The sequence below is a fragment of the Halomicrococcus pelagicus genome, assembly GCF_050954125.1.
The window spans coordinates 23,449-39,681 of the sequence record NZ_JBPBWC010000003.1 but is presented as its reverse complement, the minus strand read 5'-3'; the positions used below and the strand labels follow the sequence as shown (position 1 = coordinate 39,681).

Here is a 16,233-nt window from a genome sequence, read left to right as displayed (position 1 = left end):
GGTGAACGCCGACCGACCGGGCGTCACCGTTTTTTGACCTCGATGGTTCCGTCGCTCGCGACGACCACGCGACGCTCCTCGTATCGAAAGGAGACGTGGCCCGTCGTCGACCGTTCGGTTCCGTCGTCGCACGGCGCGAACAGCGCGTCGATGGCTGAGGGGTCGACGGTGTCGTACAGCGTCGGCGTGAGTTCGGGCGGGGAGACGTCGAGGGCTTCCGCCAGGGCAGCGATGATCGCAGTTCCGACGTGGTCCTCGCTGTCCCAGTCGTGGTGTCGACGAACGTCGACGTCCCCCGCTTCGCCAGCAGACGCTGGCTCCCCATCTGGGCCGGAGCTAGTCATATTTCGTTAACGCCGCTCGAATCGTTAAGGATACGAGTTTGACATTCATGGTACTTATGAGCGGTTCGACTGCGGCTGGTCGCGCTGGCGGGGGACTTCCGCGTCGCAGTCGGTGTCGAGACAGCGTCGACCGGTTCGGGTCTCGAACACCGGGAGACCGCAGTCGCAGTCGCCGACGACCACTCCGTCGGGAACTCCGAATCCGGTGTCGCAGTCGGGATACTCCTCACAGCCCGCGATGACGCTGCCGCGCTCCAGGATGCGGAGGTCGGCCCCGCAGTACGGACAGTCCCACTCGCGGTCGAACCGCTCGCGGACCGCCGCGACGAGCGGTTCGCAGTCGCGGTCGACGCACACGTCGAAGGAGTCGCCGCGCTCGACGCGCATCGTCGGGAGACCGCACTCGCAGGTCTCCTGACGGACGGTCGCCCGGCGGGGGATGGCGTGGTCCGCCGAACAGCCGAGGTAGGCGACGCTCCCGTCGGCGCGGACGAGCGGCCCGTCGCAGTCCGGGCAGTCGCCGACCGGGATGCCGGCTTCGGAGCCGGGGTACCGGGAGATGCCGTAGCAGGTGTGACACTCCACGCGGACCCGGCGGTCGTTCGTCGCCGCGACGAGCGTGAACGTGCCGTCCTCGACCTCGGCGCGGGCGGTATCGGCGCGGGTGAGCCACGCGACGGGCTGGTACCCGTCGACGTCGTGGACGAGCAGGGTGTCGTCCGGTTTCAGCAGGACGACGACCTCCCCGCGCTGTCGGCGGCGGTCGTCGTCTCCGAACGTTATCGTGCAGTCGCCGGCGAAGACGCGTATCGTCTCGGGCATGGGCCGCCCTGGTCCCGTTCTGCAATTTAAAGGTGCAGACGGGGGCGAAGTGTGGGAGCGATTCCGGAGGGCGGTCGGGCGAGCGACGGACGGCGTCGGCACCAGAGTCGCAGTACCTATGACGCCGCGCGCCGGAAGAGCGCGTATGGACGGACGTTTGCGCGACGACGAAGTGGTCGTGAGCGGCGACGCCCGCCAGCGCTACTACGACTCGCGAGGGTACGGCCGACCGCTCGGGGGCGACGACGTGGCGCTCTCGCGGGTCGAGGCCGCCCACCTCCTCTTTCGCGGCGACCTCGACTCCGTCGACGGCGCGGGGTTTCGCGAGTTCCTCCAGAACTCGACGGGCGACGGGTTCGGAGCGCGCTTTCTCGTCTACGCCGACCTCCGCGAGCGCGGCTTCTACCTCTCACCCGACCGGAAGGGGTGGGTTCCCGACCCCCTTCCGGGGTCGGACTTCGTCGTCTACCCGCGCGGAGACGGGCCGTGGGGCGACGACCTGCTGTACCGGGTCCGGGTCGTCTCCGAACGCGAGTCGCTGCCGGCGACGGAGCTCGGCGACGTGGTCCTGGCGGTCGTCGACGAGGAGAGCGAGATAACGTACTTCGAGACCGAGCGTCCGGACCCGACCGGCGACACCGAGGAGCACCTGCCCGCGCGTCTGGAGGGCGCGCTGCTGGCCGACAACGTGTTGCTGTGGGACCCGCCCGCCGCGGTCCACGAGGACGCCTTCTACGGCCAGCCGCTGGGCGACCGCGGCGCCGTCGACGTCCTCCAGCTGTCGCTGCTGGAGGCCGCCCACCTCGCCGCCGAGGGCGTCCTCTCCGTCGACGGGGGGTACGACGCCATCGTCGAGCGCGGGCGGACCGTCGAGGGCGAGCGGTTCGACCGCCGACTGGCCGTCTACCGGACACTGCGGGAGAAGGACGTCGTTCCGAAGACGGGGTTCAAGTTCGGAGCCGACTTCCGGACGTACGCCGACGTGGAGTCGGTCGAGAACCTCGGCCACTCCGAGAACCTGGTGCGCGTGCTGCCCGGGGACTACGTGTTCTCTCCGCGTGACCTGGCGCTCGACGTGCGACTGGCCCACGGCGTCCGCAAGCGGATGGTGTTCGCCCTGACCGACGGCGAGTCGGTGTCGTGGGTGGGCGTGAATCGGCTGACGCCGTAGGAGAGCACGGACGGTTCCCGCCGACGGGTGTCGAGCGCCGTCGCGCCCGCGGAGACCGAATAGTTTTTGCGCGAACCGACCCGATTCAGGGCACAACGACGCGGCTCTCGGTCGGCCGACTCACACCATGACACGAGACATCGATAGCGAACGCGAGGAGAAGCTCCCCGACGGCGGAACGGCGGCGGGAGACGACCAGGTCGCGCTCGACCCCTGGGGGTCGGCGACCGTCGCCGACTACCGGAAACTGTTCGAGGAGTTCGGCATCGAGGAGTTCGACGAGTTGCTCGAGGAGGTGCCCGACCCGCACTACCTGATGCGCCGGGGCGTCATCTTCGGCCATCGGGACTACCGCCGGGTCGCCGAGGCGATGCGGAACGACGAGCCGTTCGCCGCGCTCTCGGGGTTCATGCCGACCGGCGACCCCCACATCGGGCACAAGCTCGTCTTCGACGAACTCATCTGGCACCAGCAGCAGGGCGGGGACACCTACGGTCTCATCGCAGACCTAGAGGCCCACAGCGCTCGCGGCCTCTCGTGGGACGAAATCGACGAACACGCCCGCGACTACCTCCTCTCGCTCGTGGCGCTCGGCTTCGACCCCGAGGAGGGAACGCTCTACCGGCAGTCCGAGAACCGCGAGTTGCAGGACCTCGCGTTCGAACTCGGGAGCAAGGCGAACTTCTCCGAACTGGAGAACATCTACGGCTTCTCCGGCGAGACGGACGTATCCCACATGCAGTCGGTCGTCACGCAGATGGCCGACATCTGCTACCCGCAACTGGAGGAGCCGAAGCCGACCGTCATCCCGGTCGGTCCCGACCAGGACCCCCACGTCCGACTCGCCCGGGACCTCGCCGCCCGGATGCGCTACTTCGGCGTGACGGAGGCGTACGCGAGCTTCGAGCTGACCGACGCCGAGCGCATCCACGTCGCTGCGGCGTATCAGAACCGCGAATCGTACGCCGAGGAGCCTGAGCGACCGCGCTGCGAGGAGGCCGCCGAGTGGCTGGCCGACGTCAGGGACGCGACCGACCCCGTCGTCGCCGGAACCATCGACAAGCTCGACAACGCCGGAATGGAGCCCCTGCGGCCGCGCGTCCGGTTCCTCGACCGCAACGCCACCGACGAAGCGTTCGAGGCGCTCGTCGAGGCCGTCGACGGCGAGAAGCGCGTCTTCGAGGAGCACGTCGACTCCTTCGACCTCTCGCGGGAGGAAGCCGAGGAGCTGTCCCGGGAGGTCGAGGTCGACCACGGCGGCTACGGCTTCGTCCCGCCATCGTCCATCTACCACCGGTTCATGACCGGGCTGACGGGCGGGAAGATGTCCTCGTCCGTGCCGGCGAGCCACATCAGCCTGCTCGACGACCCCGAGGAGGGGTACGACAAGGTGAAGGCCGCGACCACCGGCGGCCGCGAGACGGCCGAGAAGCAGCGCGAACTCGGCGGGCGAGCGGACGAATGCCCCGTGTACGAACTGTACGCCTACCTGCTCGCGGGCGACGACGACGAGTTCGCCAAGGAAGTGTACGACGAGTGCGTCGGCGGCGAGCGCCTCTGTGGCGGCTGCAAGGAACAGGCCGCCGAGCTGATGGAGCAGTTCCTCGAAGAGCACCAGGAGAAACGCGAGGAGGCCGAGGAGCTCCTGGAGGACCTCGACATGGAACTCGACTCCCCGCGGAAGTAGTCCGCTCGCGGACCTCCTCGCGGACGCTCCGGCGCGTCGTAGCGCTCACCACGAACTGTACCGCTCTTGCTCCCACGGGTTCGCGGTGTTCGAGTAGCCGCGCTTCTCCCAGTAGCCGCGCTCCGGTTCGGTGAGGAACTCGACGCCGTCGACCCACTTCGCGCCCTTGTACGCGTACTTGTGCGGCGTCACGACGCGGAGCGGACCGCCGTGGTCGGACGGGAGCGGTTGACCGTCGAGTTCCCAGGTGAACAGGACCTCCTCGCGCATGCACTCTTCGAGGGACAGGTTGGTCGTGTAGCCGTCGAGCGCGGAGAACAGGACGTGGACGGCGTCGTCGCGCACGTCCGCACGCTCGGCGATGGTCGGAAACGGCACGCCGGTGAACTCGTTGTCGAACCGGCTCCACCCCGTCACGCAGTGGAAGTCCTGGCGCTGGGTCTCGGCCGGGAGGTCGGTGAACTCGTCCCACGAGAACGCGAGTTCGTCCTCGACCGCGCCCGTCACGGTGAACTCCCACGCGTCCACGTCCCGCTTCGGAACACCGCTCTTCGAGAGGACGGGAAACCGTTTTGTGCGGCGCTGGCCCGGCGGTAACCGTTCGTCACCGAACTCTTCGAAGATCGACGTGGCGTCCTCCATGGGCGTACCGTAGTCGGCGAGCGCAATAGTGATTGTTACCGTATGGCAAGCACCGGTCCGCGGATTTATTCCCCCGGTCCCCGTAGGTCACCGGGGGATTCACGTGCCACTCATTCGTTTCGAGATGGCGGATTCGACCGAGCGAACGCAGATCGGGGAGGGAATCGTCCGGTTCGCCGCACAGGCAGGGCGGCTGGAGACCGGACGGGAGGAGGGGAAGTACTTCCTGCAGCACGCGGACGGGTGCGGCGAGGACGGAACGCGAATCGGACCCGGCGACGCGTTCTTCTTCGACACGGAAACCGGCGACATCCTCTGTGCGGCGCACGGAGAAGAACGGAGCGAGGAGGCGTGAGTTCCGCCGACCGACGCGTCTCACGGCCGAAATCCCCGACGAGCGGCCCGGGGTTTCGAGGAGACCACGTGAGTCGACCGTCCCACGGCTCGTCGGGCAGTCGGTTCCGAGTAGCGTACGGACCGCGGTCGACGGCGGGCGTTCAGACGCTCGCTTTCGCGACGCGCAGCGTCTCGGCCATCTCCTCGGCGAGTTCCTCGGCGCGCTCTCTCTCGCGCGCCTCGGCGTAGATGCGGACCATCGGCTCGGTACCGCTGGGGCGGGCGAGCACCCAGGCGTCGCCGTAGTCCAGGCGGTAGCCGTCGCGGGCGTTCACATCGGCGTCGGCCTCCGACGCGGCGCGCTCTGCGGCCGCGAGCAGCGCGTCGCGCTCGGCGTCGCCGGCGTAGGAGACGTTGACGCGGACGTTGTGGTAGCCGTCGTAGTCGGCGACGACCTCGCTGGCGCGACCGTCGACCAGCAGTTCGAGGAACTTGGCGGCGGTGTACGCGCCGTCCCGCGTCAGGCGGTAGTCCGGGAAGAAGATGCCGCCGTTGCCCTCGCCGGCGACGGGGACGGACACGTCCGCCCGGCGTAGTTCACGGATGCGGGTGATGATGTTCGTACTCCCGATGGGCGTGAGTTCGAGTCGAGCGTCGGCGTCGCGGGCCACGTCCACGAGGCGCTGGGAGACGTTGACCGCCGAGACGACCGCGTCGCCCGCGTCGAGTTCCGCGGCGGCGAGCGCGGCGAGGGTGGCGTCGCCCTCGACGTACTCGCCGGTCTCGTCGTAGAAGATGGCGCGGTCGGCGTCGCCGTCGTGGGCGATGCCGACGTCGGCGTCGGTGACCTCGACGAGGCGGCCGAGGTCGTCTAAGTTCTTCGGGACGGGTTCTGGGTCGCGGCCGGGGAAGTGACCGTCCGGCTGGCTGTTCGCGGTGACGACGTCGCAGCCGAGTCGCCGGAAGAACTCGGGGGAGGTGAGCGCTCCCGCGCCGTGACCGGGGTCGAGCGCGACGGTCAGGTCGGCGTCCGCGATGGCCTCGCGGTCGACGGCGTCGAGCAACTGGTCGACGTAGCGGTCGCGTACGTCCTCGACGCGGTGGGTGTGGCCCGTCTCGTTCCAGCGAACCGACTCGAACGCCTCCGTGAGGAACTTCTCCTCGACGCGTTCGAGGTGGTCGACCGAGAGTTCGATGCCGTCGTCCCCGACCAGTTTCACGCCGTTGTACTCCGGCGGGTTGTGACTGGCGGTGATCACCAGCGCCGGCACGCCCTCGCGCTCGGCGTACGCCTGGGCGGTGGGTGTCGGCACCACCCCGAGACGGTCGACATCGGCGCCGACGCTGGCGAGACCGCTCGCGGCCGCGTCCGCGAGCATGTCCCCGGTCGCTCGCGTGTCCCGCGCGAGCGCGACCCGGTCCGACCGCCAGACAGTACCGGCTGCCTTGGCGATCTTCAGCACGAACTCCGGAGTCAGCTCCTCGTTGACGACCCCGCGAGTCCCGCTCGACCCGAACACCTTCATATGCGCCAGGTGAGGCCCCTGCATTCAAAGAGATTCCGAATAGTCCCGAAAACGGCCGACGAGAATACTACGTCGGGAGTGGCCGACCTCCGCCGCAGTCGGGAGCACCGTCGCCGCCCGAGTGCGGGACGGCACGGTGACGGCGGCCGCGGACCGGTACGTCGGAATCCGAACGTTTTCGCATCCCCGGGTTCGAGTTCCGGACATGGTCAGCATCGACGAGAAGCGCGTGTACGACGACCGGGGCGAGGCGACGACGGTCCTCGTCGCCGCCGACATCGGCGTCGTGACCGTGTCGGTGTCGGACGACATCGTCGGCGAGTTCGGCGTCGCACACCGCTGTTCCGCTCGCGACGTGGCGGCCAGGGACCGAACCGCGGACGACGAGCGACGGGACGGTCGACCGGCGGTCGCCGTCGCCACGGACGAGGCGGTGCTCGACGGGGCGTTCGAACCCCTCGGGTTCGGCCCGGCGGTCGCGGTCGGGTTCGACGGCGACGCCCTCCTTGCGGCGTCGCCGGACGGAACGGTCGAACGCCTGGACGGCGACGACGGATGGCGTGAACTCGGTGCGGTCGGCGACGTGCGTTCCATCGACGGCGACCTCGTGGCGACCGCCGACGGCGTCTACCGGGCGCTCGACGACGGCGTCCAGCACGTCGGTCTCGACGACGCAAGCGACGTGGCGGCCGCCGAACCGCCGCTTGCCGCGACCGGCACCGGTCTCTACGGACTCGGCAACGGCTGGCGTGACCTGCTCGACGGCGACTTCCGCATCGTCGGTGCCGACGCCGGGCGCGCCCACGCCGCGACCGACGACGCCCTGTTCGCCCGCCGAGGTGACGAGTGGCGCGAGGAGTCGCTCCCCGTCGACGGACCCGTCGCCGACGTCGACTACGGCGAGGGGACCTACGTCGTCGCCGCGGACGGCACGTTCCTGGTGACGGTCGGTGACGGCTGGCGACACCGGGGAATCGGCCTCCGCGGCGTCAACGGCCTCGCGGTCGCGTGACTCGACGGTCGCACCGGCTGGCGGTCCCACAGGCTCGCAGTCGCGCAGGCTGGCGGTCGCCCATTAGCGCTGCTCGCGGTCATCGTCGCGCGTCGAGTTCGTACAGGCCCCGATGGACGCGTCTCACGGGGCCGGGTTGCGACAGGTCGCGGAGTCGCGCCTTCGCCCAACCCTGGGTCACGTCGAGTTCCTGTGCGAGATAGGCCGGGATGGCTCGTCCCTCCGCGAGCAGGTTCAGGATTCCGCGTTCCGTGGGCGAGAACTGCGTCTCGTCGTACGGGACGTCGACGAGCAACCGTTCGGTCGGTCGGCGATGCGGGTCCGGCGTCCCGTCCGCGAGTTCGTACAGGCCGCGGTACACCTTCCTGGCGACGTCGCGCTCGCACAGGTCGCTCAGTCGCGCCCCGGCCGTGCCCGGTTCGATGGCCAGTTGATCGGCAACGTACGCGGGAGTACACCGGTCCTTCGCCAGCAGATTGACGACGCCCGTCTCTGCCGGTGTCAGATTCTCTTCGTCGACGAGCCCCGCGGCATCGCTGTCGAGCCGAATTACCGAAACCATCGCGCCGACACTAATACCCCGCCAGATAAATAAAATATTATTATTTTACTACATAAAATATATCTGGAGGGAGTCGTCTCCGCCGCGTCGTCAACGTGCCAACACGCTTTAGTTGTAGAGTGCTGTAGTTGTAAACAACTATGGAATCAGAAGAAGAAACGTCCCAAGAGTCAGAGGACCACGAAGTGGACGAGAGGCGACGCGAGTCGGAAGCCGCCGCGATGCTGTTGGGCCCGTAACGGGGAGTGAAAACGAGTTTAACCGGGGCCGTCCAGCCTTCTTCTATGATACTCAGTGGGTCCGCCTCTCAGTCGCTCGCGGCGGCCCTCGCCGACGAACTGGACGAACCGCTCGCGTCCGTGGCGTACCGCTCGTTCCCGGACGGCGAACTGCTCGCCAGCGCGCCCGGCTTCCAGGACGACCGAGCCGTCGTCGTCGCCTCTACCGTCTCCAGCGACGCCCACGTCGAACTGCTCCAGTTGCAGGACGCCGCGCGCGAGTGGGGTGCCGAGGAGGTCGTCACAGTCCTCCCGTACATGGGCTACGCCCGCCAGGACAGGCCGCTCGCGCCCGGGAAGGCGGACGAGGGACCGACGCCGGGCTACCCCGTCTCCGCCCGCGCCGTCGCTCGCGCGGTCAGCACCGGCACCGATCGCGTGCTCACCGTCAATCCCCACGAGGACGCGGTCTGCGACTTCTTCGACGTACCCGCCGAACCGGTCGACGCCGCCGGTCGCCTCGCCGAACCGCTGCCTAGCGAGCTCGTCGACCCCGTCTTCCTCTCGCCGGACGACGGCGCGCTCGACATCGCCGAGACGGTCCGGGACGCCTACGGTACGGGAACCACCGACTACTTCGAGAAGACGCGCCTCTCGGACACCGAGGTGGAGATGCGCCCGAGCGACACCGACGTCGCCGGCCGCGACGTGGTCGTCACCGACGACATCATCGCCACCGGCTCGACGATGAGCGAGGCCGTCTCCCTCCTCGGCGAGCGCGACGTGGGCGACGTGTACGTCACCTGCGTCCATCCCGTGCTGGCGAGCAACGCCCGGACGAAGCTGGCGCGCGCGGGAGTGGAGGCCGTGTACGGCACCGACACCGTCGAGGGCGCGGTGAGCGCGGTGTCGGTCGCGCCGACCGTCGCGGACGCGCTGTAGTCAGTCGAGCAGGTCGGCTACTCGTCGGCCGTTATCTCGTCGCTCCAGTTGAGTTCGTCGCCGACCTCGACGGGCATGGCTACACGCGACAGTCCGTCGTTCATTTCTCAGGTCGATATCTCGATAGTCGGAAGGGGCCCCGGAGATAGGTAGTGAGTCGACGACTCCGTTACGGTCAATTGGTCCATCGTTCCAGGCTTGGAGAACTGGCCGGGATACGCTAGCGACGTAATTTCGAACGTGTCAGAATTGGCACTCTCGACGCCGAGCGTGAAGAGCACGCCGCTTTCGCTCTGGCAGAGGGTCAGCGCACCATCTCCGATAACGACGTACCGATACCCGGTCAAGAAGTGCCGATGAACTACCGAGAGCGACGAACGTAACGAGAACCCGCTCCGCAGTAATCTGGAAAGAGCGTGACCGATACTTGTTCCAACGGTGTTGCCAACTCTGGAGAGCGTGACTATACCCCCGCAGGAGCCACGGTCGACCAGCGCAGTCCCCTGGGCGTACGAGCTACACGCGTTCAGCAGGAACGCCGTGACGTTCACTTCTTGGAGCGTCCCGACGTCGAGGTGGCCGTCGGTGCAACGGATGCCGTCGTCGGTGACGTGACCGATGTAGTGGAAAAAATTCCCGGAAGCTTCGAGCAGTTCGGTGAGTTCGTCCGTCGTCGTCCCGTGGTGGACTGTCACGTCGAACGACGGAAGTTCCCGGAGACCGTAGTACTGCTCCACACCACTTCCGTCCTGCATCGAAGCGTCGTTACAGACGACATCAATGTCGATGGTAAACTCCCCGTGCGACTCCGGATCGGGGGGTCCGTCGCGAATCCTTCGTCGGCGTAGGGAGTCGAGCGTGAGTTTGTTCCATGCAGCGGATATCCTGAACCCAGCCACGCGCGTTCCAACGTGTTCGAGCTTTCCAGTTCGAAGACAGGACCGGTATCCGATGGTTCGCCACCGGAAGTCGATGGGATGTCGTCTCGGAAGAACCCTTCGTACAACTCGGGAGCCTCGACTGTGGCTGCAGCGTCTCCGGTCGGCGGTTGCGCGATTCGAACGTGAGCCAGGTCGTCGGCCAGAAACGGCAGCGCCTCGGCGTTCTCGGCGGTCGGGACTACGTCGACCGAGAAGTGCCACGGCGACATGACGGATTCGAGGCGGTCGAACGGTACGCTGAGGTAGCGTTCGAGGCGCTCTGCCGGCGTCGCGTCGTACAGCGCGGCGAAGTCGAGGGCGACTCGCGGTTCGACCGCTTCGCGCTCGTAGAGCGTGACCTGATAGTAACCTTCCGTTCGGGTGAAACAGTCGAGGAAGTGAACCTGCTCTAGAACGCGTTCGACGGTCGTCTCGTACCCCTCCGGTCCGTCGAGCGGGTATTCGAAGTCGCCCGCGACAAGTCGCGGAGCGCGGCCCGGTTCCACCGTCGCCCCGAGGTAGTACGCGAGCAAGGCCGCCGGATAGAGGTACTCCCGTTCCGGAGGAAGGACGAGGCCGGTTTCGGTTGCCGGCGGTTCGATGCCGGCCGGCACGTCGAACTCGTCGCCGCGTTCGACGAGCGGCGGATGGCCCTGGAGCGTCGGCCACGACCGCTCCGGGATCGTCGTCTTCAGTGCCGACCCCAGCAGCGACATCGCCCGCATTACGTCGCTCGCGTCGTCCGTTACGGTTATCGTTCCGACCGGGCTTTCGTGGAAGGAGCGGACTCCGACCCTGACGGTTCGTTCATCGTCGAACGCGAACGCCGGAGGGTCCCCCTCGAAAGAGACCGGACCCGGTATTGCCACGTAAACCTTCACTGGAGCCGTAGCGATGTCGACCAGGTACTCGCCCTCGGGCAGTCGCCGGACGTCGGTGGAGTCGTCGGACCGGAGTTCACCCGACGCGCTCCAAACGATGATTCCAAGGTTCGGATACTCGACTGCCGACGTCCGAATCTCGACCGCCGAATCGACGGGAAAGTAGAAGTCGTCCGCGTCGGCCGGCGTCGGATCGACGGGCGACGAGGTGTACAGCTCGAACCGGGCGTTCTCGATGGGGTCGCGGATCTCGATCCCGTCGCGGTCGTCGAGCGCCGCGAAGTTCACGCCGGCTCACTCCCGCGGCGCGGCGGTCGGTCGGCAACAGCGCGGAGACGCATCTTCGGAGACACCGACAGACCGGGGCGGCATAAAACAGCGATTGCTCCGGTGGAAAAGAAAACGGCCGTCGGGTTACGCCTGCGCCTCCGCCAGCGGCGCGATGGCGATCTCCATCGCGACGCCCTCAACGTCCCACTCCTTGCGGTGACCGTCCTCCACGGGGCCGACGTCGTCGGCGCGGACCTCGGACGTCACGAGGTCGAGGCGCTGGTCGACCAGGTCGGCGACGCGGTCGTCCCGGACGTCGAGTTCGAGACGGATGCGCTCCTCGATGTCGAGGTCGAGGGCCTTGCGCATCTCCTGGACGCGGCGGATGACCTCGCGAGCGTACCCTTCGCTCTCGATGTCCTCGGTGAGCGCGGTGTCGACGTAGACGACGCCGACCTCCTCGCCGTCGACGCCGAACGACGCACCGGTGACGTCGTCGGGCGTCTCGGTGACGAAGGAAACCATCTCCTCGTCGAGGGCGACGTCCTCGTCCAGCGCTTCCTCGACCGCGCCCTCGACGGCGGCGACGGTCGGGTCCGTCACGCGGGCCTCGTTGAGCGCGTTCATCACCCGGCCGGCGTCGTCGCCGAACGCGGGACCGAGCAGTGACATGTCGGCCTCGGCGCTGTACTGGAGTTCGCCCCACTGTTCGTCGGGTACGACGAGTTCGACGTTCCGGGCGTTCAGGCGGTCGGCCAGCAGGTCGCGGTGGCGCTCGACCGCCTCGACCGCTCGTTCGTCGGTGGCGTCGACGACGACGCGCTGGACCGGCCAGCGGAGCTTGCGCTCGGCCTGCTGGCGGGCGTTCGACCCCGCCTCCTCGATGGCGCGCAGCATCGTCACGTCGGTCTCCAGCTGCGGGTCCTGGAGGTAGCCGCTGGGGTCCGGCCAGTCGAGCATGTGGACGGTGTCGTAGCCCGCGTCCCCGGTGAGCTTCTGGTAGATCTCCTCGCTGACGAAGGGCGCGTACGGCGCGAGCAGGGCGACCAGATCCGTGAGGAGGTGGTAGAACGTCGCGTAGGCGGCCCGCTTGCTCGCGCTGTCTTCCTCCTCCCACATGCGCTCGCGGACGACCTGGATGTAGAACCGGGAGACGTCCTCGACGACGAACTCGAGGAAGGTGTGCAGCGCCTTGTCCTGGCGGAACTCCTCCCAGTGCTCGGTCATCTCGGCGGTGACGGTCTGGAGCCGCGACAGCACCCACTCGTCGACGAGTTCGAGGTCGACCTCGTCGAGGTCGACTTCGTCGGGACGGAAGTCGTCGAGGCGCATGTACGGCAGCGGGAACCGGAACACGTTCCAGAGGATGTTGAGGTCCCGCTGCATGTTCTCGGTCTCGTCCCACGAGAAGCTCATGTCCTCGCCCTGCGGGGTCACCGACAGCAGGAACAGCCGCATCGGGTCGGCGCCGTACTCGTCGATGACCTCGTCGGGTTCGATGGTGATGCCCTTCGACTTTGACATCCCGCGTCCGTCGGGCATGTTGGCGTATCCGTGCATCAGCACCTCCTCGTAGGGAATCTCGTCGAGTGCGGCGGTACCCATGCCGAGTTGCGACCAGAACCAACCGCGGGTCTGGTCGTGGGCCTCGATGATGAGGTCTGCGGGCCACAGCTCCTCGAAGTCGTCCTGCTCGCTTGGGAAGTCGAGCGTTCCCCACGACGCCACCGAGGAGTCCAGCCACACGTCGAACACGTCGGGGACGCGCGTGTAGGTGTTGCCGTCTCTCGTGATGGTCAGGTCGTCGACCGTCGGACGGTGGAGGTCGACGCTCTCGGGGTCGACGTCCTGGTCGACCAGTTCGGCGAGTTCCTCGCGCGTGCCGACGACGATGGCGTCGTCCATGTCGCCGTTCCAGTCGCCGGCAGACGAGTCCCCGTCCTCTTCGGGCGTCCAGATGGGGATGGGGATGCCCCAGTAGCGCTGCCGGGAGACGTTCCAGTCGGGCGAGTCCTCGACGAAGTTGCGGAAGCGCTCGTCGCGGGCCTCCGGGGGATGCCACTCGCTGTCCTCGATGTTGACGAGCAGTTCGTCCTTGATGTCGGTCACCGTGATGAACCACTGGTCGGTGACGATCTGGACGATGCCCGTGTCACAGCGCCAGCAGTGACCGTAGCTGTGCGTCGTCGTGTCCGACGAGAGCATCAGTCCCTTCTCTTCCAGGTCGGCGACGATGTCGTCGTCGGCGTCCTTGACGTACTGGCCGGCGTACTCGCCCGCCTGCTCCGTGTAGACGCCGTCGCCGCCGACCGGACAGAAGATGTCGAGACCTAGTTCGCGGCCGCGCTCGAAGTCCTCCTCACCGTGGCCGGGCGCGGAGTGGACCAGCCCCGTCCGGTCGACCTCGACGTAGTCCGCGGTGTACACCTGCAGCGCATCCTCGCCGTCGGGGTGGTCCGGAACCTCCTCGGCGAGCGGGTGCTCGTACTCCCAGCCGACCATCTCCTCGCCGGTCAGTTCCTCGACGACCTCGTAGTCCTCGTACCGTCCCTGCTTGAGGACGTCGTCGACGACGTCCTCGGCGACGTAGAGGCGCTCGGTGTCGCCCTCCCGTTCCGCGTCGACGCCGACGTAGGTCACGTCCTCGCCGACCGCGACGAAGGTGTTCGCCGGGATGGTCCACGGCGTCGTCGTCCAGACGACGAGGTGGCCCTCGCGGTTCCCGGCTCCGCCGTCCCGCAGCGGGAACTTCACGTAGACGGAGGGGTCTTCGACGTCCTCGTACTCGACCTCGTTGTTGGCGATGGCGGTCTCGCAGCGTGGACACTGGCTGATGGAGCGTTTGCCCTGCTCGACGAGGCCGCGCTCGTGGGCCTGCTGGAACCCCCACCACGCGCCCTCCATGTACTCGGGGGTGACCGTCTTGTAGGGGTCGTCCCAGTCCATCCAGACGCCGAAGGACTGGAAGTCGCTCTGGAGGCCGTCGAGTTGCTCGTCGGCGAACTCCTTGCACTCCTCGATGAAGTTCTCCATCCCGTACTCCTCGATGTCCTTCTTGTTCTCGAAGCCCATCCGCTCCTCGACCTTCGTCTCGATGGGCAGACCGTGCATGTCGTAGCCCGGGCGGTCGGTCACGTCGTAGCCCTGCATCCGGAGGTAGCGGATGTATGCGTCTTTCAGCGTCTTGTTCCACGTCGTTCCCATGTGGGCCGCCCCGGACGTGTACGGCGGGCCGTCGACGAAGAAGAACGGCTCCCCTCCCTCGCGGTGTTCCGTGGCCTTCTCGTAGGCGTCCACCTCGTCCCAGTACTCGAACACGCGGTCCTCCACCGCGTCCGGCTCGTACTGGTCGTCGACTTCGCCGAACCGCGTTCGGCGGTTCGACGAGTTCTGTTCCTCGCTGTCCTCGAAGCTGCTCATACTGGTTCTGTGCTTCCCCGAAGTTAAATCGAGTTCGGTTGTGCAGTCGGGCCTGTAGTACCCGTCGGAGGTCGATTCGGGACGTCCCGACGGAGCGTCGGTCGCGGACGGGGCCGAAGCGGAGCCTCAACCTTGATACGCCACGCGCTCGAAATCACCGACGTCATGAGCCAAGACGACTGCATCTTCTGCCAGATAGTCGACGGCGAGATTCCGAGTCGAACCGTCTTCGAAGACGACGTCTCCATGGCGTTCCTCGACGCGAATCCCCTCGCGCCCGGCCACACCCTCGTGATTCCGAAGCGTCACCACGAGACGCTCGACGACGTGCCGGAGGACACCGCCGCCCACCTCTTCGGCGTCCTCCACCGGCTCACGCCCGCCGTCGAGCACGCGGTCGACGCCGACGGGAGCAACGTCGCGTTCAACAACGGCGAGGCCGCGGGCCAAGAAGTGCCGCACGTCCACGCCCACGTCATACCCCGGTTCCACGACGACGGCGGTAATCCCATCCACGCGGTCGCGGGCCGGCGCCCCGACCTCTCCGAGGAGGAACTGGACGAAATCGCCGCGGACATCGAGAGCGGTCACTGACCTTCTTCTGCCCAGCGGACCCGTAGATTTTTGTAGGACACCGAAGCAGTTTCGGTCAGAAACGTGAAACGAACCGTCGCACTCGTCGGCGCGACCGGCGGGGCCGGGACGACCCGGCTCTGCGTCGAGGTCGCGGCCCTGCTCGCGCACGCCGGACGAGACGTCGCCGTTCTCGACGCCGCCTTCGCCACCCAGGGACTGGCCCGCCACGCGCCCGGACGCATCGACCCAGACGTGACCGCGCTGCTGACCGACGCCGATGTGGACCTCCCTGACGCGCTCGTCGACCATCCCACCGACCTCGCCGGGCGACTCGCGCTCTGTCCGGCCTACGCTCCGTTCGAGCGGCGCGCGCGCGCCAAGACCGCCGATGCGGCCGAACGCTTCGAGGACCTGATCGCCGAGGCCGCCCGCGAGTTCGACCACGTGCTGGTGGACACGCCGCCGGTCGCGGCGAACCAGGCCGTCGCGGCCGCGAACGCCGTCGAGCGCGTCGCGCTCGTCGCCCCCGCCACCGAGCGCGGCGCGGACGCCGTCCAGCGCGCCCGCGGTCGACTGGCCGACGTCGGAGCGACGGCGGAGACCGTCGTCGCCACCCGCGCGACGGACGACGACCAGCCGGTCGACGCCGCGGACGCGGTGGTGCCAGCGAACGGGGACTCCGCCCCGGCGAGCGCGCCGGACCTGGACGCCGAGTTCTCGCCCGCCGTCGCCCGCGCCGCGGAGGCGCTCGTCGCGGCCGAACTGGAGTTCGAGTTCCCGACGGAGGGCGTGCTGAACGCCGCCCGCGAGGAGTACGTTCCCGACGAGTACGTGCCGGACTCGCTCTCCTGAAGACGGTGAACGCCCGGTTCAGCGCGGGACGACGAAGCCCGGTTCCGCCACG

Annotated in this window: 15 protein-coding genes; 7 read left to right on the top strand and 8 right to left on the bottom strand. The window is 67.8% G+C overall.

The annotated features are described in order from the left end of the window. Positions 1-23: 23 nt before the first annotated feature. Both ACRYA2_RS07755 and ACRYA2_RS07750 read right to left on the bottom strand, forming a co-directional pair. A complete protein-coding gene (locus tag ACRYA2_RS07755) occupies positions 24-344 on the bottom strand; it encodes a HalOD1 output domain-containing protein (RefSeq protein WP_433626142.1) in 321 nt (106 codons plus the stop codon). Positions 345-398: 54 nt separating this feature from the next. After that, positions 399-1,166, bottom strand: a complete 768-nt coding sequence (locus ACRYA2_RS07750) for a DUF91 domain-containing protein (RefSeq protein ID WP_433626139.1) — start codon at positions 1,164-1,166, stop codon at positions 399-401. 145 nt (positions 1,167-1,311) lie between these two features. Between ACRYA2_RS07750 and endA the strand changes: the two genes are divergently transcribed. Further along, positions 1,312-2,337 carry a tRNA-intron lyase gene (gene endA, locus ACRYA2_RS07745; protein ID WP_433626137.1) on the top strand — a complete coding sequence of 342 codons (1,026 nt, stop codon included), beginning with the start codon at positions 1,312-1,314 and terminating at the stop codon, positions 2,335-2,337. A gap of 127 nt (positions 2,338-2,464) precedes the next feature. Beyond that, complete coding sequence (locus ACRYA2_RS07740) at positions 2,465-4,024, top strand: tryptophan--tRNA ligase (protein WP_433626134.1); 1,560 nt, start codon at positions 2,465-2,467, stop codon at positions 4,022-4,024. A 45-nt stretch (positions 4,025-4,069) separates the two neighbouring features. Here the strand turns inward: ACRYA2_RS07740 and ACRYA2_RS07735 are convergent, their stop codons facing one another. Then, positions 4,070-4,666, bottom strand: coding sequence for a sulfite oxidase-like oxidoreductase (locus tag ACRYA2_RS07735; protein ID WP_433626132.1), 597 nt, complete (start codon positions 4,664-4,666; stop codon positions 4,070-4,072). A gap of 103 nt (positions 4,667-4,769) precedes the next feature. Between ACRYA2_RS07735 and ACRYA2_RS07730 the strand changes: the two genes are divergently transcribed. Further along, entirely contained in the window at positions 4,770-5,021 is a 252-nt protein-coding gene (locus tag ACRYA2_RS07730) for a DUF8075 family protein (protein WP_472850126.1), read from the top strand. A gap of 142 nt (positions 5,022-5,163) precedes the next feature. Here ACRYA2_RS07730 and glmM read toward each other — a convergent pair whose 3' ends face one another. Next, on the bottom strand, positions 5,164-6,528 hold the full coding sequence (gene glmM / locus ACRYA2_RS07725) for a phosphoglucosamine mutase (RefSeq protein ID WP_433626130.1): 1,365 nt from the start codon (positions 6,526-6,528) through the stop codon (positions 5,164-5,166). A 205-nt stretch (positions 6,529-6,733) separates the two neighbouring features. On the opposite strand from glmM, the gene ACRYA2_RS07720 reads away from it, so the two are divergent. After that, positions 6,734-7,540 (top strand): HVO_0234 family beta-propeller protein, encoded by an 807-nt coding sequence (locus tag ACRYA2_RS07720; RefSeq protein WP_433626128.1) that lies wholly within the window; start codon positions 6,734-6,736, stop codon positions 7,538-7,540. 79 nt (positions 7,541-7,619) lie between these two features. Here the strand turns inward: ACRYA2_RS07720 and ACRYA2_RS07715 are convergent, their stop codons facing one another. After that, positions 7,620-8,102 carry a hypothetical protein gene (locus ACRYA2_RS07715; protein ID WP_433626126.1) on the bottom strand — a complete coding sequence of 161 codons (483 nt, stop codon included), beginning with the start codon at positions 8,100-8,102 and terminating at the stop codon, positions 7,620-7,622. A 284-nt stretch (positions 8,103-8,386) separates the two neighbouring features. On the opposite strand from ACRYA2_RS07715, the gene prs reads away from it, so the two are divergent. Then, the gene (prs, locus tag ACRYA2_RS07710) at positions 8,387-9,262 is read left to right on the top strand and encodes a ribose-phosphate diphosphokinase (protein WP_433626123.1); all 876 of its coding nucleotides are present in this window, start codon (positions 8,387-8,389) and stop codon (positions 9,260-9,262) included. Positions 9,263-9,369: 107 nt separating this feature from the next. Here prs and ACRYA2_RS07705 read toward each other — a convergent pair whose 3' ends face one another. From ACRYA2_RS07705 to ileS, 3 genes are all read right to left on the bottom strand, one after another. Further along, entirely contained in the window at positions 9,370-9,999 is a 630-nt protein-coding gene (locus ACRYA2_RS07705) for a hypothetical protein (RefSeq protein ID WP_433626121.1), read from the bottom strand. Beyond that, positions 9,954-11,351: a hypothetical protein gene (locus ACRYA2_RS07700; RefSeq protein WP_433626118.1), complete on the bottom strand. Its 1,398-nt coding sequence runs from the start codon at positions 11,349-11,351 to the stop codon at positions 9,954-9,956. The genes ACRYA2_RS07705 and ACRYA2_RS07700 overlap by 46 nt, the downstream gene beginning before the upstream one ends. 126 nt (positions 11,352-11,477) lie before the next feature. Next, positions 11,478-14,753 (bottom strand): isoleucine--tRNA ligase, encoded by a 3,276-nt coding sequence (gene ileS / locus ACRYA2_RS07695; RefSeq protein ID WP_433626115.1) that lies wholly within the window; start codon positions 14,751-14,753, stop codon positions 11,478-11,480. A 165-nt stretch (positions 14,754-14,918) separates the two neighbouring features. On the opposite strand from ileS, the gene ACRYA2_RS07690 reads away from it, so the two are divergent. Both ACRYA2_RS07690 and ACRYA2_RS07685 read left to right on the top strand, forming a co-directional pair. Further along, the gene (locus ACRYA2_RS07690; protein ID WP_433626112.1) at positions 14,919-15,347 is read left to right on the top strand and encodes an HIT family protein; all 429 of its coding nucleotides are present in this window, start codon (positions 14,919-14,921) and stop codon (positions 15,345-15,347) included. Between the two features lie 63 nt (positions 15,348-15,410). Then, positions 15,411-16,181 (top strand): ParA family protein, encoded by a 771-nt coding sequence (locus ACRYA2_RS07685; protein WP_433626109.1) that lies wholly within the window; start codon positions 15,411-15,413, stop codon positions 16,179-16,181. The last annotated feature ends 52 nt before the right edge of the window (positions 16,182-16,233 follow it).